This is a genomic window from Agrobacterium sp. SUL3 (genome assembly GCF_001263295.1).
In the GTDB taxonomy this organism is placed as follows: domain Bacteria; phylum Pseudomonadota; class Alphaproteobacteria; order Rhizobiales; family Rhizobiaceae; genus Agrobacterium; species Agrobacterium tomkonis.
The window spans coordinates 30,343-53,986 of the sequence record NZ_KQ414504.1; the positions used below are offsets into that span (position 1 = coordinate 30,343).

A 23,644-nucleotide genomic window follows, 5' to 3' on the forward strand; every position below is an offset into this window, starting at 1 on the left:
CACCGTTGGAATTTCGTTTGACATTCGTTTTGTCTTCGAATTAGATGATCGTGCTTTCAATATATCGATGAGGAGAGCGTCGATGAAAGCGCGGGAGAATTCATGTCTGACGAGGCAATCCACGATATTTTCGTGATCGGCGGCGGCATCAATGGCTGCGGCATTGCGCGTGACGCCGTTGGCAGGGGTTACTCCGTTGCACTCGCGGAAATGAACGATTTTGCCTCCGGCACCTCGTCCGCCGCGACCAAGCTCATCCATGGCGGTTTGCGTTATCTTGAACATTACGAGTTTCGTTTGGTGCGCGAAGCGCTGATGGAGCGCGAGGTGCTGTGGGCCATGGCGCCGCACATCATCTGGCCCATGCGTTTCGTTCTGCCGTTCCAGAAGGGTGGCGTGCGTCCGGCCTGGCTCGTGCGTCTCGGACTTTTTCTTTATGATCACCTCGGCGGCCGCAAGCTTCTGCCCGCGACACGTTCACTTGATCTGCGCCGGGATCCCGCGGGAAAACCGTTGAAGCCGATTTTTGCCCGCGCTTTCGAATATTCCGACGGCTGGGTGGACGATGCCCGGCTTGTGGTGCTGAACGCCCGCGATGCCGCCGAGCGCGGTGCTCTGATCCTCAATCGTACGCAGGTGGTTTCAGCGCGACGCGAAGGCGCCTTCTGGCGGGTTGAAACGAGAAGTGCTGCCGGGGAAAACGCGACCTATCGGGCCCGCATGCTGGTGAATGCCGCCGGCCCCTGGGTGGACAAGGTCCTGTCTTCGACATTCGGTAAAAATAATGTCCACAATGTCCGCCTCGTGCAGGGCAGCCATATCATCGTGCGCAAGAAGTTTGCCGATCCGCGCGCCTATTTTTTTCAGAATCCGGACGGGCGCATCATCTTCGCCATCCCTTACGAACAGGATTTTACGCTGATCGGCACGACGGATCGCGACTATACCGCCGACCCCCGCGCTGTTAAGATCACCGCGGAGGAAATCAGCTATCTTTGCAGCGCGGCCAGCGAATATTTTGCCGAGGCGGTGACGCAGGACGATATCGTCTGGACCTATTCCGGCGTGCGGCCGCTGTTCGACGACGGTGCGTCGAAAGCGCAGGAAGCGACGCGCGACTATGTGCTGAAAACCGAAGGGGCGGAAGGCGAAGCGCCGCTTCTCAATATTTTCGGAGGCAAGCTCACCACCTATCGGCGGCTTGCCGAACATGCTCTTGAAAAAATAGGCGATGCGCTGGGGGAAAAGGGCGCGCCATGGACGGCAGGCTCGCATTTGCCGGGTGGAAATTTCGGGGCTGAGGCCTATGCCGGCGAGGTTACGACCCTTCAGTCACGTTATCCCTTCCTCGATGAGCGTCACGCCAAGCGGCTAGTCCGCTGTTACGGGACGGATGCGGCGGCGATAATCGGCAATGTGGCAGAGAAGGCGGCACTGGGCCGTCATTTCGGCGGCACGCTTTATGAGGCTGAGGTCCGCTGGCTGATGGCGCGGGAATGGGCGCTGACGGCGGAGGATATTCTCTGGCGCCGCACCAAACAGGGGCTTTTTTTCACCCCTGAAGAGGTGCGCGGGCTCGAGGACTATATCGAAGACATTGCAGGGGAACGCTTGAAGGCAATCTGACGATCCGATCGAAAAGCGGAGGAGGCTTTGGATCACCATGCTTGAATTGCGAAACGTCTCGAAGATGGCCGGCGGTGAATATCATATTCACCCGACCGATCTGACGTTGCAGCGCGGAAGCCTGAACGTCCTGCTTGGACCGACACTTTCGGGCAAGACGACGTTGATGCGGCTGATGGCCGGGCTGGACAAGCCGAGCGGCGGTGCGATCTTCTTCAATGGTGAGGACGTGACGGGCTGGCCGGTGCAGAAGCGCAACGTTGCCATGGTTTATCAGCAGTTCATCAATTATCCGGCGCTGAGCGTTTACGAAAACATCGCTTCACCCATGAGGGTTGCCGGCAAGGACCAGCCCACCATCGACAGGGAAGTGAGGAAGGCCGCCGAGCTTCTGAAGCTGACGCCCTATCTCGATCGGACGCCTCTCAACCTTTCCGGTGGCCAGCAGCAGCGCACGGCGCTTGCCCGCGCCATCGTCAAGAATGCCAATCTGGTGCTGCTTGATGAGCCGTTGGCCAATCTCGATTACAAGCTGCGCGAGGAACTGCGTGAGGAACTGCCGCGCATCTTTGCTGAATCCGGCGCGATCTTCGTTTATGCGACGACCGAACCTTCCGAGGCGCTGCTTCTGGGTGGCAATACCGCGACGCTTAATGAGGGAAGGGTGACGCAGTTTAGCCGTACGATCGAGGTTTACCGGCATCCGGTGGACATCGTGACCGCGGAAATCTTCGCCGATCCGCCGCTTAACACCATTGAGGTCATCAAGGCCGGTAATGCTTTCACCCGTGCGGACCATGCCGTCGTGGCAGTCCCCGCACATCTTGCCAGCATGCCAGATGGCCCCGTCACCATTGCCTTCCAGCCGCACCACCTCTTCCCGTACGCGAAGGGAGAAGCGCGGCAGTCCATCCGCGCGCGGACGCTGATTTCGGAAATCGCCGGATCGGAAAGCTTCGTGCATGTGGAATTTTCGGGCCGGCGCTGGGTCATGCTGGCGCATGGCATTCACGACATCGAGCCGGACAGGGACATCGAGCTGTTTCTAGATACACGGCATTTGATGGCCTTTGACGCGAATGGCCGCGCCATCGGCAAAGCGGCTTGAGGGAGATGGATCATGGCACGCATCACGCTCGATCATATCCGCCACGCCTATAATGCCAAGGCGCAGGCCGCCGGCGATTATGCCCTGAAAGAAGTGCATCACGAATGGGAGGATGGCGGGGCTTATGCGCTGCTTGGCCCTTCCGGCTGCGGCAAGACCACGCTGCTCAACATCATTTCCGGCCTGTTGCGTCCTTCGGAAGGACGTATCGCTTTCGACGGAACTGACGTGACCGATCTTGCCACCGAAGACCGTAATATCGCCCAGGTGTTCCAGTTTCCGGTCGTCTACGACACGATGACGGTCTACGACAATCTGGCTTTTCCGCTGCGCAACCGGCATGTGCCGGAGGCCGAGGTGGATCGTCGGGTGCGGGACATCCTTGAGATGACCGATCTTTCCGGCATGGCCAAGCGCCATGCGCGGGGGCTGACGGCAGACCAGAAGCAGAAAATTTCTCTGGCACGCGGCCTCGTGCGTTCCGACGTCAATGCGATCCTGTTCGACGAGCCGCTGACGGTGATCGATCCGCATATGAAGTGGGTGCTGCGGTCGCAATTGAAGCGCCTGCACCGGCAATCCGGTTTTACCATGGTCTATGTTACCCACGACCAGACCGAAGCGCTGACCTTCGCCGACAAGGTGGTGGTGATGTATGATGGGCAGATCGTGCAGATCGGCACGCCAGCCGAGCTTTTCGAGCGGCCGGGACATACATTCGTCGGTTACTTCATCGGCTCGCCCGGCATGAATGTGTTGCCCGCCAAGATAGATGGCTCGACCGCGATGGTCGGCGGCCTTGGTGTGCCACTTGCCGGAGTGCCAAGGGTCGATGGAGCCCAGCGTATCGAGATCGGCGTCCGCCCGGAATTCATCCGGCTGGAACGGGGCGGCATGCCCATTACGGTCGACAAGGTCGAGGATATCGGCCGGCAAAAGATCGTGCGCGCCCGGTTTGCCGGCCAGAAGCTGGCAATCGTTGTTGCAGAAGACGAGGAAATCCCGGCGGAAGCGGGTGTTCGCTTCGACCCGGCCGCCATCGGCGTCTTCGCCGATTCCTGGCGTGTGAAGATGGGGGCCTGAGCATGGAAAAGAGCTGGAACAACAAAGCATGGTTCATGGTGCTGCCGGTTCTGGTGCTGGTCGCCTTTTCCGCCGTCATTCCGCTGATGACCGTTGTGAATTATTCGGTGCAGGATACGTTCGGCAACAACCAGTTCTTCTGGGCCGGAACGCAATGGTTCGAGGAAATTCTGGCATCGGCCCGGTTCTGGGATGCGCTGGGGCGCAACCTGCTGTTCTCCGGCATCATCCTGGCGATTGAAATTCCGCTCGGCATTTTCATTGCGCTCAAAATGCCAAAATCCGGCATCGGCGTGCCGGTCTGCCTCGTGACGATGGCGCTGCCGCTTCTGGTGCCGTGGAATGTCGTCGGCACGATCTGGCAGGTGTTCGGGCGCAGCGATATCGGGCTGCTCGGTTATTATGCCAATCAGCTCGGGCTTGATTACAACTACGTCAATGATCCGCTCGATGCGTGGATCACGGTCGTTATCATGGATGTCTGGCACTGGACGAGCCTTGTCGTGCTGCTGTGCTACGCCAGCCTCGTTTCCATTCCGGATGCCTATTATCAGGCGGCAAGGATCGATGGCGCATCGCGTTTCGCCGTGTTCCGATTCATCCAGCTGCCAAAGATGAAGCGCGTGCTGCTGATCGCGTTCCTGCTGCGCTTCATGGACAGCTTCATGATCTATACCGAGCCCTTCGTCGTGACTGGCGGCGGTCCGGGTAACTCCACCACCTTCCTGTCCATCGATCTCGTGAAGATGGCGCTCGGCCAGTTTGACCTTGGCCCTGCAGCAGCCATGTCGCTGATCTACTTCCTCATCATCCTGCTGTTGTCCTGGGTGTTCTACACCGTGATGACCAGCCACGACGCGGAGACTTGAGACATGAGCGCCTCTGATGTCACCACAAGCGTGGAACGGATGGGAAATTCGCCTGCCAAAGCCGCCTCGGCGGGATTGTCCGGCCTTGCCGCACGGTCGCGCCGCCGCCATGGGCCATCGCGTTTTTCCTGGCTGGTTCCGACCATCTACATCATTCTTCTGCTCGTGCCGATCTATTGGCTCGTCAATATGAGCTTCAAGACGAATGCGGAAATTGTGTCGTCCATGACGCTTTATCCGCACCAGCCGACGCTGCAGAACTACCGGACGATCTTCACGGATTCCTCCTGGTATTCGGGTTATATCAACTCGATCATCTACGTCGTCATGAATATGGTGATCTCGGTTGCTGCAGCACTACCGGCGGCCTATGCCTTCTCGCGGTATAGGTTTCTGGGCGACAAGCACCTGTTCTTCTGGCTGTTGACCAACCGCATGGCGCCGCCCGCCGTTTTCGCGCTGCCCTTCTTCCAGCTCTATTCGGCATTCGGCCTGATCGATACGCATATCGCTGTGGCGCTGGCGCATTGCCTGTTCAACGTGCCGCTGGCGGTGTGGATTCTTGAAGGCTTCATGTCCGGCGTGCCGAAGGAGATCGACGAGACCGCCTATATTGACGGCTACTCCTTCCCGAAATTCTTCGTGAAGATTTTCATGCCGCTCATCGCGTCCGGCATCGGTGTCGCCTGTTTCTTCAGCTTCATGTTCTCGTGGGTTGAACTTCTGATCGCCCGCACGCTGACGACCACGGACGCCAAGCCGATTGCCGCGACGATGACGCGTACCGTTTCGGCCGCTGGTATGGACTGGGGCCTGCTGGCCGCTGCCGGTGTGCTGACGCTCATTCCGGGCGCGCTGGTGATCTGGTTCGTGCGCAATTACATCGCCAAGGGCTTTGCGCTGGGGAGGGTTTGACCATGATGAAGATACCCGATTTTTCCTGGATGGCATGGACCTGGGCGACGGCCGCGTTTTTCTGCGCCATCGCCGTGCTGCTGGTCGGCATGTGGTTCTGGGAATATTTTTCGCCCGGCGGCAATCCCCGCTTCGGCCTCTTGCGCTTTGAGACGACGCGCGGCGACCGGCTGTTCATCTCGCTGCTTGGCAGCGCCTTCATTCATCTCGCATGGCTCGGGCTGGTCGGCCCGAACCTGTGGTGGGCTCTCGCTCTGTCCGTGGTCTACGCCATCGGCGTTTTCCGTTTCGTCTAGAGCAGAAAGAACGGTGCGGCGGAGGAAAACCGCACTGGAGGACTTCATGCAATCGCAACCCCTGGGAGGACTGATATGCGACGGCATCTGATGACGACGACAGCAGCCATGCTGCTGGCAATGACGGGTTCCGCTTTCGCCGGAATGGAGGAAGCAAAGCAGTTTCTGGACAAGGAAATCGGCGATATGTCGTCGCTTTCCCGTGGCGATCAGGAAAAGGAACTGCAATGGTTTATCGATGCCGCGAAACCTTTCGCAGGCATGGACATCAAGGTCGTTTCCGAATCCCTGACCACGCATGAATATGAATCCAAGGTTCTGGCACCGGCCTTTACCGCCATCACCGGCATCAAGGTCACACATGACATCATCCAGGAAGGTGACGTCGTTGAAAAAATCCAGACCCAGATGCAGACTGGCCAGAACCTTTATGATGGCTGGGTCAATGACAGTGACCTTATCGGCACGCATTGGCGCTACCAGCAGGTGCGCAACCTGACCGACTTCATGGCCAATGAGGGCAAGGACGTCACCAATCCCGGCCTCGACCTCAAGGATTTCATCGGTAGTGCATTCACCACGGCGCCGGACAAGAAGCTCTACCAGCTTCCCGACCAGCAGTTCGCGAACCTCTACTGGTTCCGTTACGACTGGTTCAACGACGACAAGAACAAAGCCGATTTCAAGGCCAAATACGGTTACGACCTCGGCGTTCCGGTCAACTGGTCGGCCTATGAGGATATCGCCGAATTCTTCACCGGTCGCGATGTCGGCGGCAAGAAGGTCTTCGGCCATATGGACTACGGCAAGAAAGACCCGTCACTCGGCTGGCGCTTCACCGACGCCTGGCTTTCCATGGCGGGTAACGGCGACAAGGGCCTGCCGAACGGCCTGCCGGTCGATGAATGGGGCATCAAGGTCAACGACAAGTCGCAGCCGGTCGGTTCCTGCGTGGCGCGCGGTGGTGATACCAACGGTCCGGCTTCAGTCTATTCCATCGAGAAATATCTCGAATGGCTGAAGAAATATGCGCCACCGGAAGCCCAGGGTATGACCTTCTCTGAATCCGGTCCGGTGCCGGCGCAGGGCAACATTGCCCAGCAGATCTTCTGGTACACGGCCTTCACCGCCGATATGGCCAAGCCCGGCCTGCCCGTCGTGAACGAGGACGGTTCGCCGAAATGGCGCGTCGCACCCTCGCCGCATGGCGTCTACTGGAAGGACGGCATGAAGCTCGGTTATCAGGATGTGGGTTCGTGGACATTGATGAAATCCACCCCCGACGACCGCGCCAAGGCCGCTTGGCTTTATGCGCAGTTCGTGACCTCCAAGACGGTGGATGTGAAGAAGAGCCATGTGGGTCTCACCTTCATTCGTGACAGCACGATCCATCACCAGAGCTTCACGGACCGGGCCTCCAAGCTCGGGGGCCTCATCGAGTTCTATCGCTCGCCGGCCCGCGTGCAATGGTCGCCGACCGGCACCAACGTTCCCGATTATCCGAAGCTGGCACAGCTGTGGTGGCAGGCAATCGGCGATGCGTCGTCGGGTGCTAAGACCGCTCAGGCGGCAATGGACTCTCTCTGCGCCGAGCAGGAAAAGGTCATGGCCCGTATCGAGCGCGCCGGTGTGCAGGGCGATATCGGCCCGAAACTGGCGGAAGAGCACGATATCGACTACTGGAACAAGGACGCCGTTTCGAAGGGCAATCTGGCGCCGCAGCTGAAGATTGCCAACGAAAAGGAAAAGCCGGTCACCGTCAATTACGACGAACTGGTCAAAAGCTGGCAGAAGTAATTTCTGCATGAAATCTTAAACCGGGGCGGCTTTGCCGCCCCGTCATTGCGTCTGAAAGGGAGTTACATAATGGGCGGTTATATTCTGGCGATCGATCAGGGAACGACATCGACACGGTCGATGGTCTTTGATCGCGACATGCGGGTGATCGGTGTCGGACAGCGAGAATTTCCGCAACATTTCCCGGCCTCGGGCTGGGTGGAACATGATGCCGAGGATATCTGGAAAAGCGTGCTCGAAACCATTCGGCTCGCGCTTGCCGATGCCGGTATCGCCGCTTCCGACATCGAAGCGATCGGCATTACCAACCAGCGTGAAACGACTGTGCTCTGGGACCGCAACACGGGTGAGGCCGTGCACCGGGCCGTGGTCTGGCAGGATCGCCGCGCCGCGCCCATCTGCGAGGATCTGAAGCGGCGGGGACTGGAGCCGCTCTTTTCGAAAAAGACCGGCCTGCTGCTCGACCCGTATTTTTCCGGCACCAAACTCAAATGGCTTCTGGATAGCGTCAGCGGCCTTCGCGAAAAGGCGGTGAAAGGGGAAATATGCTTCGGCACGGTCGATAGTTTCCTGATCTATCGCCTCACCGGCGGTCGTCGCCATGTGACCGACGCGACCAATGCCTCGCGAACGCTGATCTATAATATTGAAGACAACGCCTGGGATGACGAATTGCTGTCGATCCTCGATATTCCCCGCGCCATGTTGCCGGAGGTGCTGGATTGCGCCGCCGATTTCGGCGTGACCGACAAGTCGCTTCTGGGTGCGGAAATCCCGATCCTCGGTGTGGCGGGCGATCAGCAGGCGGCTGTGATCGGTAATGCTTGCTTCGAACCCGGCATGATGAAATCGACTTACGGCACCGGCTGCTTCGCGCTTCTCAATACCGGCACCGATCGCGTCGCTTCCACCAACCGGCTACTGACGACGATTGCTTACCGTCTCGATAGTGTGACGACCTATGCGCTTGAAGGCTCGATCTTCATTGCCGGAGCCGCCGTGCAATGGCTGCGGGATGAACTCGGTTTCATCTCGGTCGCCTCCGAAGTCAGTGCGCTTGCCGAAAAGGCCGATCCCAATCAGCGGGTCTATCTGGTGCCGGCTTTCACCGGCCTCGGCGCGCCCTACTGGGATGCAGAGGCGCGGGGCGCGATTTTCGGCCTGACGCGCGGCACAGGACCTGCGGAATTCGCGCGTGCGGCGCTGGAAAGCGTTGCCTATCAGACTTTTGATCTGCTGGACGCCATGCGCAAGGACTGGGCGGGTGACAATGGCAAGACGGTGCTGAGGGTCGATGGCGGTATGGTTGCCTCCGATTGGACGATGCAGCGGTTGGCCGATGTTCTTGCCGCACCGGTGGACCGGCCGGTCTTTCTGGAAACGACTATTCTGGGTGCGGCATGGCTCGCAGCATCGCGTGCCGGTATCTGGCCGGATCGTGAAGCCTTTGCAGCTCATTGGAAACGCGACCGTCGTTTCAATCCCGATATGGACGAGACAGAACGGAAAAATGCCATCGCCGGCTGGCGGGATAGTGTCGGTCGCTGCCTGTCGCGGCGGGAAGGCTGACAGAATTTAAACGAAACTGCCCGGTGCGATGCTCTTGCTGGAAACGAGATCGGAAAGGGCGCGCACCAGTTTTGTGTCGGTGCCCTTGCTGGGCTGAAGCACGAATTCAACGTCTTCAAGCGCCGGCAGCACATCCGCCGCAATCTCCTTGAGACCGGCGGGCGCCATGCTGCGCGGTTGCACCAGAATGCCCATGCCCGCTCTTGCAGCAGCAGTCAGTCCACTAAGGCTGCCGCAGGTGCAGACGATGCGCCAGGCGAGACCGGCACGGTCCAACGCTTCCTGCGCCGCCTTTCTGGTAATGCTAGGCGGTGGAAAGGCGATCAGCGGCAGGGCGTCCGGCTGGTTCAGCATCCGCTCCGGGTCGCGCGCCAGCCACACCAGCGGTTCGCGATAGAGGAAGTGTCCAAGCTTGTCGCCAAGACGGCGTTTCGCCAGCACCACATCCAGTTCGCCATTGTCTTGCATCTGGTAAAGCACGCCGCTCAGCGAAACCGTCAGTTCCAAATCCACCAGAGGATAAAGACGGATGAATTCTTCCAGAATAGCCGTCAACCGACTGGCGACGAAATCTTCGGATACGCCGAGTCTGAGCCGTCCGCGCAGGCGGCTTTCGCTGAAGAGCGAGGAGACCTTGCTGTCGATGTCAAGCATATTGCGGGCATAACCCAGCAGCGCTTCGCCCTCGCCGGTCAGTTTTACCTGATGGGTGCTGCGCGCAATCAGCCGACGACCAAGTGAGGCCTCCAGCCGTTGAATATGCTGGCTGACGGTGGATTGGCCAACGCCCAGTCGCTCGGCAGCCAGCGTGAAGCTGCCGGTTTGCTGAAGCATGACGAAGCTGGCAAGATGTTGAAGGTTCAGCATTATCTCAAATCATGATAACTGTTAGTCTTTGCATTCGAATTCATGATTAGCGATAGTGGCTGACATTTCAAGCAAAACCGATGCCGGAAAGATTTTCCCATGACCCGCTTCCTGCCTGACCGCTTCACCATGATGCTGGTTGCCACCGTGATTTTGGCTTCCTTTTTGCCCATCAGCGGAGAGCCGGCGGAATATTTCGGGTTGGCGACGAAGCTGGCGATTGCGCTTCTGTTCTTCCTGCATGGTGCGCGGCTGTCGCGGGATGTGGTGATTGCCGGCATCCTGCACTGGCGTCTGCACTTGGCGATCCTGCTCGTCACTTTCGGCCTTTTCCCGTTGCTGGGCGTGGCGATCGGTTTCATTCCAGAAAGCATTCTGCCGGCACCGCTTTATATGGGCGTGTTGTTTCTCTGTGTCCTGCCATCCACCGTGCAGTCTTCCATCGCTTTCACCTCGATGGCGGGCGGAAATGTACCGGCGGCGATCTGTTCGGCTTCGGCATCGAATATTTTCGGCATGTTCCTGACGCCATTGCTGGTTGGCCTGCTGTTTACGGTCGGCGGCCATGGCAACGGGTTTTCGCTGGACGCGTTCCTGCAAATCTTCCTGCAGCTGTTGTTGCCTTTCATCGTCGGTCAGGTGTTGCAGCCGTGGATTGGCGGCTGGATCCGGGCGCGCAAGAAACTGCTGTCTCCCGTCGATCGCGGCTCCATTCTGATGGTTGTCTATCTCGCCTTCTCCGATGCGGTCATCGAGGGCATATGGCACACGTTTTCGCTCAGGGACATCGGGGTGGTCATCGTCATCAACATTCTGCTTCTGGCGCTTGTCCTCTGCGTGACGATGTTCGGCAGCCGGGCGCTTGGTTTCAACAAGGCGGATGAAATCACCATCACCTTCTGCGGGTCCAAGAAGAGCCTTGCCAGTGGCGTGCCCATGGCGGGTGCGATCTTTGCCGGCCAGAGCATTGGTGCAATCGTTCTGCCAATCATGCTTTTCCATCAGATTCAGCTGATGGTCTGCGCCGTGCTGGCCCAGCGTTATGCCCGCAAGGCCCACGAAAAGGCAGCGACTACAGAAACGGCTGCCGCAGAAGGCGTGGTGGCACCCACCCGCTGACACGAAAATTTCTGCAAACAAAAACGGCCCCGTGAAGGGGCCGTTCCTGTTGCATGTCAGGATAGTCTAGTTGACCTGAGCCGGCGTGATCTGGGCTTCGATCGTCTTCGGCGCATCGGCGCTGTCGGACGAGATCGCGATGCGGCGCGGCTTCATGGCTTCCGGAATATTGCGGACGAGATCGATGTGGAGCAGGCCGTTCTTTAAGGAAGCGGTCTGGACTTCGACATGGTCGGCAAGCTGGAAGCGGCGTTCGAAAGCGCGCGTGGCGATGCCGCGATACAGGAACTCGCCTTCGGATGACTTCTCGTCCCCGGACTTCTCAGCCTTCACCGTCAGCGCATTGGCGCGGGATTCAATGCTGAGTTCGGTCTCATCGAAACCGGCAACAGCCATGGTGATACGATAGGTGTTTTCGCCCGTCCGCTCGATATTGTAGGGCGGATAGGACTGGGCCTGTTCGGGCTGGCCGAGGCCGTCAAGCATCGAAAAAAGACGGTCGAAGCCGACGGTGGAGCGATAAAGGGGAGAAAAATCGACGTGACGCATGGTGTCCTCCTTAAGAAGCGACTGTTTGCGGTTAAATCCGGCGTCCCGTTCTGGCGACGACCGGACATAGGGCGCGGCCCCGTTCTGGCGACCGCATGAAGGAGATGGGAATGGCTTGAGCCTGCGTCAAGGGGTGGTCACAACATGAACCATGGCTGAACATCCGGTTCCGGCATCATTCAGTTTGAGCGCCATAAAACTTCGGTCATCGGAGACATTCTCCGTGGACAGAAGCAATAACGTCCCTTCTTCTTCTGTCTTACTCGCCGGAACCGCGACTGCTTTAACCGACGGTTCCGGCAATTTTTTCTTTGACCTTCTGTCGCCGCCGACCTATCCGAAAAGAGTTGAAAAGCCGGAAAAGACCGATGATCGAAGCCACATTGCGCGCCAGCGAAGACAACCCGGTTCCCGGCAACCATACCGTCGGATATTTTGCCGGCCATGGCGGCAAACAGCTTCGATATGCGATCTTTCGCGCCAGCCGCCATATTGCCCGCGGAACGGTGGTTCTGCTGCATGGCCGCAACGAATGTATCGAGAAATATTTCGAAACGGTTGCCGATCTGACGGCCATGGGTTTCTGGGTCGCGACCTTTGACACACGCGGGCAGGGCGGTTCTGAACGGCTGTTGAAAAGGCCGGGCGCCGGGCATGTTCGGCGCTTTTCCGACTATCAGCGCGATATCAGCCTGTTTCTCGAGCAGGTGGTGTTGCCGGATACGCGGCTGCCATTCTTCATGATAGCGCATTCCACCGGCGCGCTTGCAGCGCTTGCGGCGGCACCCGACCTGTCTAACCGGATAGACCGCCTCGCGCTTTGCTCGCCATTCATCGAACTGGACAGCCAGCAATCCATTCCCGCGCCCGTCATCCGGCTTGTTTCGACGGTCTTAAGTCTCATCGGCCTGGGAAGAGTTCAGCTCGGCAAGGATCAGCGTGAGCGGGATTTCGACGGCAATCCGCTGACCTCGGATGCGAAGCGGTTTGCGCGAAATCTGTCGCTGCACCGGCAATTTCCGGAACTGTTCATCGGTGCGCCGACGGCGCGCTGGGTCTATGAAGCGTTGAAGGCCATGGCGCGGGTGACCCGTCAGGACCATCTGACTAACATCACCATTCCGACCCTCATCCTGGCGCCGATGCTGGATACGATTACGCCCTATAAGGCGCAGGAAGAGCTCTCACGCAATTTCCGTGCGGCGCAGCTTCTTCCCGTCACCGGCGCGCGCCATGAACTGCTGCATGAGCGCGACGTTTTCCGCAAACAGGCGCTGGCGGCCATCGACGCGTTTTTCGCGCCGGAGTGATGCGGCCGCCAAAGCGGAAAAACTATAGTTTCGAGAGAATGGCGAGCGCCTGTTCGTGCACGGCCCTGGAGCCGGCTGCCAGAATGCGTCCGCCATTTTCCGGGCGCCCGCCATCCCAGGTGGTCATGATGCCGCCGGCCTGTTCGACCACCGGGATCAATGCCCCGACATCATAGGGTTTCAGACCGGATTCGATCACCAGATCGACGTGACCGGCCGCGAGCAGACAATAGGCGTAACAATCCACGCCGTAGCGGAATAGGCGGACCTGCTCCTCCACCTTTTCATAGAGGGGCTTTTCTTCTGCGGTGAAAATATGGGGGGTAGTCGTGAACAGCACTGCATCCGACAGTGAAGCGCAGTCACGCGTACGGATTTTCCGCTCGCCATCGGGGCCGAAATACCAGGCGCTCTCACCATCAGCGAAATAACGTTCTTTCGTGAAGGGCTGGTCCATGATGCCCATCGTGGCGCGGCCGGTCGACTGGAAGCCGATCAACGTACCCCAGACCGGCACGCCGGAAATGAAGGCACGGGTGCCGTCGATCGGATCGATAACCCAGATATGGTCGCGATCAAGGCCGACATTGCCATGTTCTTCGCCAAGAATGCCGTGCTGCGGGAAGCGCGCTTCTATGAGGGCGCGAATGGCAGTCTCTGCTGCCTGATCGCCTTCCGTCACCGGATCATAGCCACCATCCTGCTTGTTGGTGACGGCAATGCCCGTGCGAAAGCGGGGAAGCGTTTCAGCGCTGGCTGCATCGGCAAGTTTGAAGAAGAAATCCCGGTCGGGCAGCATGCGAAACCTCATTGCCTGGATGGTGGAGCCTGAATGAATTGGCGTGAATTGCGTGGCGAAATGCATAGACCGGAATCACATCCGCCGTCCACTCGTATGGGTGCGGGAGCCGGTGTTTCCATATTTTCGGCAGAAGTCTAAAAAATAGGCATAAAATAAAATGATTGACAATTGTGCAGATACTGCGTAGCGTGACCCTGCAGTCTTTGACTGTAAATACCCTCCTTGGGTGTTTCCTCCCTAGACTTGACCGCGCCAAAAGCGCGGTTTTTTTTGCCCGGCACACGGCCAGGCGGTCTGGTATAAAGATTTGAAATATCAGGGATTTGACGCGTTATTCGGCGGCGAGCGAGGTTTCGATCGCGTATTCTGAAACGAAAGCGCCGAGCTGGCGCATGAAGATTTCCAGCGATGCCTGAATGGCCGGAAAATCGGCTTTCTTCGAAAGCGTCTTTTCATCGACGTAAAGCGACCGATTGACCTCGATCTGCAGCGCGTGGAGGGAGCGAATGGGCCGCCCATAATGTTCGGTGATGAAGCCGCCGGCATACGGTTTGTTGCAGACCGCGATGAAGCCCAGCTCCTCAAGGAAATGCAGGGCGGCGCGGGAAACTTCCTGGGATGCGCTGGTGCCGTAGCGATCACCGATGATCACATCCGGTCGGAGGTTTGAGCCGGCGACGCGGATATTACCGGGCATGGAATGGCAATCAATCAGCACTGCCATGCCGAAATTGGCATGGGTGCGTGAAAGCAGCCGGCGCAGGCAGGCGTGATAGGGTTTATAGATTGTCTCGATCCGCGATAGTGCCTCATCGACCGGCAGGCGGTGAGCATAGATATCCATATTTTCGGCGACGATGCGCGGCACCGTGCCCAGGCCGCCGGCAACCCGCATCGAGCCGATATTGGCATAAGGCGGCAGGGTGCCTTCGAACATGCGCGGATCGAGCTCGTAGGGCTCGCGATTGACGTCGAGATAGGCGCGGGGAAAATTCGCTTTCAGAAGCGGCGCGCCGATCTCAGGGGCGGCGGCGAAAAGCTCATCGACGAAATGATCTTCCGAGCGGCGAATCTCATGCGAATCCAGCCGCGCCGATTCGAGGAAGGAAATGGGATAACAGCGGCCGCTATGGGGTGAATTATAGACGAATGGCAGGGTTTGAACGGCAGGCTCCGTTACTTCAAACAACTCATATTCGCCCGTTACCCAGTCCATTCAGACCCATTTACCATGTCACAAACTATCAGGATGTTCATGTTGCCAGTTACCGTGCGGCAAGTCCATACTATCGCCAAAGCAGCGCTATACCGATTCACGTGTTCACAGGATATTTACCGTGAAAATCCTATAATCGGGCTAGGGTATTCCAAACATTGAGCAGTTACGGTCACTTAACCATGAATCAAAAAATTCTTCTTGCTGAAGACGACAACGATATGCGCCGCTTCCTCGTCAAGGCGCTGGAAAAAGCCGGTTACAAGGTTTCTTCCTTCGACAATGGCGCAAGCGCTTACGACCGGCTTCGCGAAGAGCCTTTTTCGCTGCTGCTGACCGATATCGTCATGCCTGAAATGGATGGCATAGAACTTGCGCGACGCGCGACCGAACTCGACCCGGACCTGAAAGTCATGTTCATCACCGGCTTTGCCGCGGTCGCGCTGAACGCCGATTCGAAGGCCCCGAAGGACGCCAAGGTGCTTTCCAAGCCATTCCACTTGCGCGATCTGGTGGATGAGGTCAACAAACTCCTTGTGGCGTAAGGCCTCATAAAAAACCTTCACAAAACCGAAAAAAAGCAGTTGACGCACGAACAGGTTTTGTGGTCTATCCGCCGCCAACGGAGGGCGTGTAGCTCAGCGGGAGAGCACTACGTTGACATCGTAGGGGTCACAGGTTCAATCCCTGTCACGCCCACCATCCGAATTCATAAAAAGGGTTTCTGAGTGATCAGAAACCCTTTTTTCGTTTCTGGCTTGCGTCAGGGCAATCTCCCCCCACCCTCTCCGCGAGAGGCTTTCATGACGTCTCAAAGCGTTAAAATTCCCAAGCGGCCGATTGCCCCGTTCGGACCTTACCCCCAGCTTCGTCCGATGACATTCATGTGGTTCGCAATAAATTTCACAGTACAAAATAAAATTCAAACCGCATTGACGCCCACTCGGTTTCCAGATATCTCAATGCCCATGCAATAAATTACACAGTTCAAAATTTATTGCGGACTAGCTCATTGTCCTTGGGAGGGGAATATGTTGGCTTTTCTGAAATCGACCGTTGCCGCGGGTGTTTTTGCCGTGGCGATTTCCGCTGGCGTGGCTTCACCGGCCGCCGCCGCGGGCAAGTTTGCCTGCGAACCGGGTGAGACCTATGTGATGAACGTCATGGTTTCCAGCCACCCCTATTGGGTGCCGGTCTTTGAAGGGTTCAAGCAGGCGGCCATGGCGCTTGGCTGTGAGGCGGTTTTCACCGGCACGCCCGAATATGACATCACCAAGCAGATCGCGTCCTTCGAGCAGGAACTGGTGAAAAAACCGAAAGGCATTTTGCTGCATCCGATGCAGGCCGATCCCTTCATTGAACCGATCAACAAGGCCATTGCCTCAGGTGTGTCGGTAACGACCTTCGCGGCTGACTCTCCGAAGTCGAAGCGCACCGCCTATATCACCTCGGACAATGTTGCCGAGGCGAAATTCGCGGCTGACGAAATCGTCAAGAAGATCGGCGAAAAAGGCGAATATGCGGTTCTGGAAAATCCGGGCCAGAGCAACCACGATCTGCGCGTCACTGCCCTCATCGATTATATGGGGCGTACCTATCCGCAGATGAAACTGGTTGGCCGCCAGGCGACCAATCAGGATTCGAACCTCGCCTATCAGGCAACCGGCGCATTGTTACAGGCCAACCCCAATCTGGGCGCCCTGTGGATTCCCGAGGCCGGTTCGGCCGAAGGCGCGACGGCCGCTGTTCTGGAGGCAAAGAAGAAGGTCCTGATCCTGCACGCGGACATCACGCCTGCGACGCTCGAGCATATCAAGCAGGGCAATATCTACATGTCCATCAACCCCAATCAGGGCGTTCAGGGCTTCATGGGTTTCATGAACACCTTTCTGGGTGCCCATTCGGATCTGATCGACCCGTTCAACGATTATAAGGTGTCGGGCTTCAACCCGATGCAGGTTCCGTCGATGGACAATGGTTTTGCCGTGATCACCAAGGCGAACGCCGCTTCCTTTGATCTCAACGACTATATGAAGGGGCGCTGACGCGTCGCCCTTGAACCGGCGGGGTTTGAGCCTCGCCGGTTAAATGGGAAGCAGCTTCGGGAGGACGTTATGGGCGAGGTCATCCTCAGCATGACGAATATTCATAAGGCGTTCGGCCCCGTGCGGGCGTTGCGCAGTGCCGCACTCGAATTGCGGCGTGGTGAAATCCACGCGCTGGCGGGTGAAAACGGTGCCGGCAAGTCGACGCTCATGCATATTATCGATGGCATTCTGCAGCCGGATGGCGGCGAGATCCTGCTGGACGGCAAACCGGTGCGGATATCTTCGCCCAATGCGGCGAACCGGCTCGGCATCGGTTTTGTCCATCAGGAGATCGCCCTTTGCCCGGAAATTTCGGTTGCCGAGAATATGTTCATGTCGGAGACCGGCCAAAGCCGTTCCTTGTTCATGAATTATCGCGATCTCGGCAAGCGGGCCGCAGCCATCCTGCGGGAAATCGGCGATATCGACCCCGCCAGCCGCGCCGGCGATCTGTCGATCTCGCAACAGCAGATAGTCGAAATCGCCAAGGCGCTGACGCTGGATTGCCGTATCCTGATACTCGACGAGCCGACGGCGGCCTTGACCGAAACCGAAGCCCAGACGCTTTTCCGGATCATGCACCGGCTGGCGGAACGCGGGATTGCGATCATCTATATCTCGCATCGGATGGCGGAGATTTTTGAACATTGCGACCGCATCACGGTGATGCGCGATGGCTGCCACATCAAGACGGCGAATATCGCGGAGATTTCCCCGGAAGAGGTCGTCAACAGCATGGTCGGGCGGGTTCTCGACAAGCTTTATCCGCCGAAACTTTCGGAAGATGAAAAGTCGGACAATGTCATTCTTTCTGTTCGGGGATTGAACGAAGGAAAGCGCGTTTTCGATGTCGATTTCGATCTGCGTCGCGGTGAAATTCTCGGTCTTGCCGGTCTGATCGGCGCGGGCCGAAGCGAGATCGCACGGGCAGTCTGCCGGCTGGAAGGGAAGCCCAGAGGCGAAGTTGCGCTGCGCGGCCGGCCGTTAAAGCTGAAGGATTATCGCGACAGCATCCGCGAGGGACTGGTCTATCTGTCCGAGGATCGCAAGGGCGACGGGCTGTTCCTCAATATGTCCATTGCCGAAAATGTCTCGGCGCTCGATGTCGGGAGGATATCGAACGGCATGGGCTTCATCGAGCGGCGCAGGGAAATGAAGCGCGCCGATGAGCTGGGCAAGCGGCTGAAATTGCGAGCGAACAGCGTCGGCGACGCGGTCTCGACCTTGAGCGGCGGCAACCAGCAGAAGGTGGCTCTGGCGAAGATGCTGTCGGTGGAACCCGAGGTCATCTTTCTGGATGAGCCGACGCGGGGGGTGGATGTGGGCGCAAAGGCTGAAATCCACCGCCAGATACGGGAACTGGCGCGCGAAGGCGTCGGAGTGGTGGTCATATCCTCAGAACTGCCGGAACTCATCGGCGTCAGTGATCGCGTGCTGGTCGTGCGCGAAGGGCGCATTGCCGGTGAGGTGGAGGGAGAGGACATGACGGAGGAGAAGATCATGCAGCTTGCATCGATCAATATTGTGCATAGCCCGGCCGGGGCCTGAGGGAGCGGGAAAATGGCAACATCGGAAACACCTTCAAGCCTTGCCGAGACGGCGGTTCGCCGTACTGCATGGTGGGAGCCGGCGCTGAAAGCGCGGGAAACCGGGCTGATCGTCATCATCCTCGCGCTTTTTGCGGTGATGTCGTTCATATCGCCGTATTTTTTGACCGTGGACAATCTGCGGGCCATGGCCATGGTTTTCGCCATCGAAAGCATCGTCGTGGTTGGCATGACGATCCTGTTGATCTCTGGTGGCATCGATCTCTCGGTCGGTTCCGTCACGGCACTTGCCATGGTTGCGGCCGGCTGGCTATTCCTCAACGGTGTCGATCCCTGGGTGGCCGCCGGGCTGGCGATCTGCCTGACGACATTGGTCGGCATGGCCATGGGCTTCCTGACGACGGTGATCGGCCTGCATCATTTCATCGTGTCGCTGGGCGTCATGGTGATTGCTCGCGGCGCCTGCCTGCTGGCAACGGGCGGTCGTCCGCTCGGCCTCTTTTCCCTGCCGCCGGAGTTTAAGTTCATCGGCCAGGGTGCGCTCGGCGGCATTCCGCTGGTGCTGATCATCTTCGCGGTGGTGGTCGTTTCGTTCGATCTATTGCTGCGACGCACGACCGCCTTCCGCAAGGTGTTCTATACGGGCAGCAATCCCAAGGCGGCGGCCTATTCCGGCATCCGCGTCGGCCGGGTGGTATTCGCCACCACCACATTGTGTTCGATGCTGGCCGGCGTTGCAGGTGTGATCTACATGGCTCGCTTCGGGTCTGCCCAGCCGAGCTTCGGCATCGGCATGGAACTCAACGTGATTGCCGCGGCGGTCATCGGCGGCGCCAGCCTTTCGGGCGGCTCCGGCACCATTCTTGGCGCAATCCTCGGGGCGATCCTTTTGTCGGTCGTTTCAAGCTCGCTTGCCTTGCTCAATGTGTCTGTCTACTGGCAGGACATCATCAGGGGCAGCATATTGCTGACGGCGGTTCTGTTCGACCACTATCTGGTCAGGCGTCGCCGCTGAGCGCCCATCGAGCGCGCATTGAACGCCCGAAGGTAACTGGAGAAAGACGATCATGCTGGATATCAAGGACGACTTCGATCAACAGAGACAGGTATATTCCGTCCTGGTGCTGCATTTCATCGAGGGTGTAAAACAGTCGGAGATCGCCGAGCGGCTCAATCTTTCCCATACCAAGGTAAACCGCATGATTGCTGCGGGCCGCAAGGCCGGCATGGTGAAGATCACCATCGCCAGCCCCTATCAGCGGTTGGTGGACCTTGAAAACGAGATCACCCGCCGTTTCGGTCTCAGGCAATCGGTGGTGACGCCGACCGTTTCCGACAATCCCGAAACCGCGCTGCAGATGGTCGGGCGGGTGGCCGCCAATCACTTGCTGGAGACGATCCGGGATGGCGACGTGATCGCGATTACCGGTGGCAAGGCGGTAAGCGCGGTTGTCGACAATCTGGAGGCGGAGCGCCGTTTCGATGTGCGGGTAGTGCCGCTGACCGGCGGTGTGCAGGGCAAGCATTATACGGATGTCAATCATCTCGCCACGCAGCTGGCGGAAAAGCTTGGCGGCAGCGCGTCGCTTCTGCATGCGCCGTTGTTTGCCGAGGACGAGGAACAGCGCGATCTCCTGATGAATGTCGCATCAATCCGCGAAGTGTTTGATCTGGCACGGCAGGCGCAGGTGGCGCTGGTCGGCATCGGTTCGGTGGAGGCGCCGGGTTCCGGTTATTACGATCTTCTGCCGGATGTGGCCCGTGGTGGGCAGGCGCTGGTGGATGCGGGCATTGCCGGGGAATTCCTCGCCCACCTCACCATGGCGGACGGGCAGCTGGCGCGCATCGATCTCAACTCGCGCGTGGTGGCGCTGGACCCCGGGCAGCTTGCCCGGTGCCCGAACATCATTGGTGTGGCGGCAGGCGCCATCAAGGCAGGACCGGTGGCAGCCACGCTTGCCGGCCGATATCTGACCTCGCTCGTCGTGGACGAGGCTATCGCCGGCTATTTACTGGATCAGGAAGAAGGGGAAATTTCGTGACGGACAATTCCATATTGACCCGGACGATTGGCGGCAGCAGCATCAACGCTTCAGTTGTGGGGCTCGGCACCTGGGCCATCGGCGGCTGGATGTGGGGCGGTACTGATGAGCGGCAATCCATCGCCGCCATTCAAGCGTCCATCGATGCCGGCATTTCCCTCATCGATACCGCACCGGCCTATGGCATGGGGCTTGCGGAAACCATCGTCGGCAAGGCGATTGCCGGTCGGCGCGACAAGGTGGTGCTTGTCACCAAATGCGGGCTCGTCTGGCATGTGAATGAGGGCGCTTATTTCTTCCATCAGGATGGCAAGCCTGTTCACCGTTATCTCGGCTCGGCGTCGATCCGGCATGAGGTTGAAGAGAGCCTGAAGCGGCTCGGAACCGATTATATCGACCACTACGTCACCCATTGGCAGGACGCGACGACCCCGATTGCCGAGACGGTTGAGGCCCTGGTGCGGCTTAAGGAGGAGGGGAAGATACGCTCGATCGGAGCAAGCAATGTCTCGCCCGACGATCTTGAGGCCTATATCGCCACCGGTGCGCTCGATGCCATTCAGGAAGAATATTCCATGGTGAAGCGGGATATCGAGACGACGCTCCTGCCGCTTTGCCGAAAGAACGCCGTTTCCGTGCTCAGCTATTCGTCGCTGGCGCTCGGTCTGTTGTCGGGCAAGGTCGGACCTGAGCGGGTATTTGCAGAGGATGATCAACGCCATGGCAATCCCCGTTTCAGCCAGTCGAACCGTCAGAAGATCGCGCAGTTGATGGGTGTGCTGGAACCGGTGGCGGCTGGGCACGGTGCCTCGGTGGCACAGGTGGTGATTGCCTGGACGATTGCCCAGCCAGGCATCACATTTTCGCTGTGCGGTGCACGTGACCCGGCTCAGGCGGTTGAAAATGCCGCGGCAGCCCGCCTGCGCCTCACGGACAGTGAAGTGGCCCTCATCAGCGCCGGCGTCGCCGAACATCTTGTGGGGCTTGATAGCTGAACACGTAGTCGGGACGGGTCTTCCGGCGAATAACACATAATTTTCGCCGCCTGTCTTTCCTGTCGCTTTAAACGGTCAACAACATTGGGACGCTGGTCATCAGCCAGTGAACGGTATTTCTATGCCCAGTTTTCGCGAGGACGCTCTGCGCCGCATCCGGCAAGATGGTGATTTCGATGCCGTCGTCATCGGCGGCGGCATCAACGGCATCGCCGCCTATCGCGATCTCGCATTGCAGGGGTTGCGGGTACTGCTGGTCGAGCGCAATGATTTTTCCTCCGGCTGCAGCGCCGCGCCCTCACGCATGATCCATGGCGGCCTTCGTTATCTCGAAAACGGCGAATTCGGCCTCGTGGCGGAATCGCTGCGGGAGCGCGATGCGCTGCTGACGCTCGCGCCGCACATGGTTCATCCGCTGCCAACGACGATTCCGATCTTCTCGACTTTCAGCGGGCTGTTCAATGCAGCGGCGACATTTTTCGGCTCCGGCGGCAAACCCGCAAGCCGGGGGGCGCTAGCCATCAAGGCGGGTCTCACGCTTTATGACTTTGTAACCCGTAAAAACCGCATTCTCCCCCGCCATGAGTTTCGCAGCGCCGGCAAGACGCTGCAGCATTGGCCGGGCCTGACACCTGATATCAGATATTCAGCGACCTATTACGATGCATGGATAAGCCAGCCTGAACGGCTTGCGCTGGAACTCCTCATCGATACCTCGACCGATGCACCGCAAAGCCTTGCGCTCAACTATGTGGAGCTGGTTCGCACCGGGGATGACTATCATCTTCGGGTGGAGGAAACGGAGGAAACCCTGCCTGTCCGGCCCCGGATCATCGTCAATGCGACGGGAGCTTGGATCGACGAGACGATCGGTGCGTTGGCGGAGGCTCCGACTGCGGAAAAGGCAAAGCCTACCGTTTCCGGCACCAAGGGATCACATTTGATCCTGGCGAATGAGGCGCTTCTCAAAGCCCTGAACGGGCATATGATTTTTTTCGAGAATGCCGATAACCGCGTCTGCATCCTCTTTCCCTATCTTGGCCGTGTTCTCGCGGGTTCGACCGATATCAAGGTGGATCGTCCTGAGAGGGTGCGATGTGAGCCGGAGGAGCGCGACTATATTCTCGATGCGATCCGACAGGTTTTTCCGGATATCGCCATCGACCATTCCGACATCGTCTTCAGTTTCAGCGGCATACGCCCGCTGCCGCGCAGCGATGCCGCCTTTACCGGGAGAATCTCCCGCAGCCATTTCGTTCACCGCGTCGCAGGCGATCCGCCGCAGCTTTGCATGATCGGTGGCAAGTGGACAACCTTCAGGGCTTTTGGCGAACAGGTGACCGACGAGGTTCTGGCCTTTCTCGGACGCAAGCGGCTGACCGGCACGATGGGTCGCCCAATCGGCGGCGGCAGGAATTTTCCAACCTGTGCCGGACGTCTGCCCGCCTTACTATCGGAGGAGTTTTCGATCGGCGGGGACCGGGCCGAACATCTGGCGTCGGCCTATGGTTCACGCGCGCTTGAAGTGATGGGCTTTTGCCGGGGCCGCCCGGATGACACGCCGCTTTGCGAAAAACTGCCCGTCACAGCTGCGGAAGTTATCTGGCTGATCCGTTCCGAACATGTCCGGCACCTGACCGATCTCATTCTGCGGCGAACCACGCTTGCCATAACCGGCCGCATCAACGCCGATCTGATCGACGCAGTCCTCGGCGTCACGGCACGCGAACTGGGCTGGTCATCGAGCCATGCGGCGGGCGAGCGGCAGCGGCTTATTCATGAGCTGGAGACCTTTTATGGGGTCAGTCCGGCAATGCTTCAACACAGATGCAAGGAGAATGCATGAT

General features: G+C 58.6%; 21 protein-coding genes and 1 tRNA gene. 18 read left to right on the forward strand and 4 right to left on the reverse strand.

The genetic code is table 11. The annotated features are described in order from the left end of the window. Positions 1-102 precede the first annotated feature (102 nt). From glpD to glpK, 8 genes are all read left to right on the forward strand, one after another. Positions 103-1,626: a glycerol-3-phosphate dehydrogenase gene (gene glpD, locus AKG12_RS14280; RefSeq protein ID WP_052819327.1), complete on the forward strand. Its 1,524-nt coding sequence runs from the start codon at positions 103-105 to the stop codon at positions 1,624-1,626. Positions 1,627-1,663: 37 nt separating this feature from the next. Further along, the gene (locus tag AKG12_RS14285) at positions 1,664-2,734 is read left to right on the forward strand and encodes an ABC transporter ATP-binding protein (protein WP_046799055.1); all 1,071 of its coding nucleotides are present in this window, start codon (positions 1,664-1,666) and stop codon (positions 2,732-2,734) included. Between the two features lie 12 nt (positions 2,735-2,746). Further along, positions 2,747-3,817: an ABC transporter ATP-binding protein gene (locus AKG12_RS14290; protein ID WP_052819328.1), complete on the forward strand. Its 1,071-nt coding sequence runs from the start codon at positions 2,747-2,749 to the stop codon at positions 3,815-3,817. 2 nt (positions 3,818-3,819) lie between these two features. Next, positions 3,820-4,686 carry a carbohydrate ABC transporter permease gene (locus AKG12_RS14295; protein ID WP_046799053.1) on the forward strand — a complete coding sequence of 289 codons (867 nt, stop codon included), beginning with the start codon at positions 3,820-3,822 and terminating at the stop codon, positions 4,684-4,686. Between the two features lie 39 nt (positions 4,687-4,725). After that, the gene (locus tag AKG12_RS14300) at positions 4,726-5,601 is read left to right on the forward strand and encodes a carbohydrate ABC transporter permease (RefSeq protein WP_502688808.1); all 876 of its coding nucleotides are present in this window, start codon (positions 4,726-4,728) and stop codon (positions 5,599-5,601) included. 2 nt (positions 5,602-5,603) lie between these two features. Continuing rightward, positions 5,604-5,897 carry a DUF2160 domain-containing protein gene (locus tag AKG12_RS14305; protein ID WP_046799051.1) on the forward strand — a complete coding sequence of 98 codons (294 nt, stop codon included), beginning with the start codon at positions 5,604-5,606 and terminating at the stop codon, positions 5,895-5,897. Positions 5,898-5,972: 75 nt separating this feature from the next. Next, the gene (locus tag AKG12_RS14310) at positions 5,973-7,694 is read left to right on the forward strand and encodes an ABC transporter substrate-binding protein (protein ID WP_003497935.1); all 1,722 of its coding nucleotides are present in this window, start codon (positions 5,973-5,975) and stop codon (positions 7,692-7,694) included. Between the two features lie 69 nt (positions 7,695-7,763). After that, positions 7,764-9,263 carry a glycerol kinase GlpK gene (glpK, locus tag AKG12_RS14315; RefSeq protein ID WP_052819330.1) on the forward strand — a complete coding sequence of 500 codons (1,500 nt, stop codon included), beginning with the start codon at positions 7,764-7,766 and terminating at the stop codon, positions 9,261-9,263. Positions 9,264-9,269: 6 nt separating this feature from the next. On the opposite strand, the gene AKG12_RS14320 is transcribed toward glpK, so the two are convergent. Further along, complete coding sequence (locus AKG12_RS14320) at positions 9,270-10,130, reverse strand: LysR family transcriptional regulator (protein ID WP_052819331.1); 861 nt, start codon at positions 10,128-10,130, stop codon at positions 9,270-9,272. Positions 10,131-10,229: 99 nt separating this feature from the next. Between AKG12_RS14320 and AKG12_RS14325 the strand changes: the two genes are divergently transcribed. Next, the gene (locus AKG12_RS14325; RefSeq protein ID WP_052819332.1) at positions 10,230-11,249 is read left to right on the forward strand and encodes a bile acid:sodium symporter family protein; all 1,020 of its coding nucleotides are present in this window, start codon (positions 10,230-10,232) and stop codon (positions 11,247-11,249) included. Positions 11,250-11,315: 66 nt separating this feature from the next. On the opposite strand, the gene hspL is transcribed toward AKG12_RS14325, so the two are convergent. Continuing rightward, a complete protein-coding gene (gene hspL, locus AKG12_RS14330; RefSeq protein WP_046799048.1) occupies positions 11,316-11,798 on the reverse strand; it encodes a heat shock protein HspL in 483 nt (160 codons plus the stop codon). Positions 11,799-12,166: 368 nt separating this feature from the next. Between hspL and AKG12_RS14335 the strand changes: the two genes are divergently transcribed. Further along, positions 12,167-13,108, forward strand: a complete 942-nt coding sequence (locus tag AKG12_RS14335; RefSeq protein WP_052819333.1) for an alpha/beta fold hydrolase — start codon at positions 12,167-12,169, stop codon at positions 13,106-13,108. 22 nt (positions 13,109-13,130) lie between these two features. Here the strand turns inward: AKG12_RS14335 and hisN are convergent, their stop codons facing one another. Together hisN and AKG12_RS14345 are read right to left on the reverse strand one after the other, a co-directional pair. Then, on the reverse strand, positions 13,131-13,907 hold the full coding sequence (gene hisN / locus AKG12_RS14340) for a histidinol-phosphatase (protein WP_052819346.1): 777 nt from the start codon (positions 13,905-13,907) through the stop codon (positions 13,131-13,133). A 334-nt stretch (positions 13,908-14,241) separates the two neighbouring features. Further along, a complete protein-coding gene (locus AKG12_RS14345) occupies positions 14,242-15,126 on the reverse strand; it encodes an N-formylglutamate amidohydrolase (protein ID WP_046799046.1) in 885 nt (294 codons plus the stop codon). Positions 15,127-15,308: 182 nt separating this feature from the next. Between AKG12_RS14345 and cpdR the strand changes: the two genes are divergently transcribed. From cpdR to AKG12_RS14385, 8 genes are all read left to right on the forward strand, one after another. Beyond that, positions 15,309-15,671 carry a cell cycle two-component system response regulator CpdR gene (gene cpdR, locus AKG12_RS14350; RefSeq protein WP_003497910.1) on the forward strand — a complete coding sequence of 121 codons (363 nt, stop codon included), beginning with the start codon at positions 15,309-15,311 and terminating at the stop codon, positions 15,669-15,671. Positions 15,672-15,753: 82 nt separating this feature from the next. Further along, positions 15,754-15,828, forward strand: a tRNA-Val gene (locus tag AKG12_RS14355). A gap of 329 nt (positions 15,829-16,157) precedes the next feature. Then, positions 16,158-17,171 carry a substrate-binding domain-containing protein gene (locus tag AKG12_RS14360; RefSeq protein ID WP_052819334.1) on the forward strand — a complete coding sequence of 338 codons (1,014 nt, stop codon included), beginning with the start codon at positions 16,158-16,160 and terminating at the stop codon, positions 17,169-17,171. A 69-nt stretch (positions 17,172-17,240) separates the two neighbouring features. Next, positions 17,241-18,761: a sugar ABC transporter ATP-binding protein gene (locus AKG12_RS14365; protein ID WP_052819335.1), complete on the forward strand. Its 1,521-nt coding sequence runs from the start codon at positions 17,241-17,243 to the stop codon at positions 18,759-18,761. A 12-nt stretch (positions 18,762-18,773) separates the two neighbouring features. Then, positions 18,774-19,775: an ABC transporter permease gene (locus tag AKG12_RS14370; RefSeq protein WP_052819336.1), complete on the forward strand. Its 1,002-nt coding sequence runs from the start codon at positions 18,774-18,776 to the stop codon at positions 19,773-19,775. Between the two features lie 52 nt (positions 19,776-19,827). Further along, positions 19,828-20,802 carry a sugar-binding transcriptional regulator gene (locus AKG12_RS14375; protein WP_046799042.1) on the forward strand — a complete coding sequence of 325 codons (975 nt, stop codon included), beginning with the start codon at positions 19,828-19,830 and terminating at the stop codon, positions 20,800-20,802. Next, positions 20,799-21,797 carry an aldo/keto reductase gene (locus AKG12_RS14380; protein WP_052819337.1) on the forward strand — a complete coding sequence of 333 codons (999 nt, stop codon included), beginning with the start codon at positions 20,799-20,801 and terminating at the stop codon, positions 21,795-21,797. Before AKG12_RS14375 ends, AKG12_RS14380 begins: the two co-directional genes overlap by 4 nt. A gap of 121 nt (positions 21,798-21,918) precedes the next feature. Next, positions 21,919-23,643, forward strand: coding sequence for a glycerol-3-phosphate dehydrogenase/oxidase (locus tag AKG12_RS14385; protein ID WP_052819338.1), 1,725 nt, complete (start codon positions 21,919-21,921; stop codon positions 23,641-23,643). The last annotated feature ends 1 nt before the right edge of the window (position 23,644 follow it).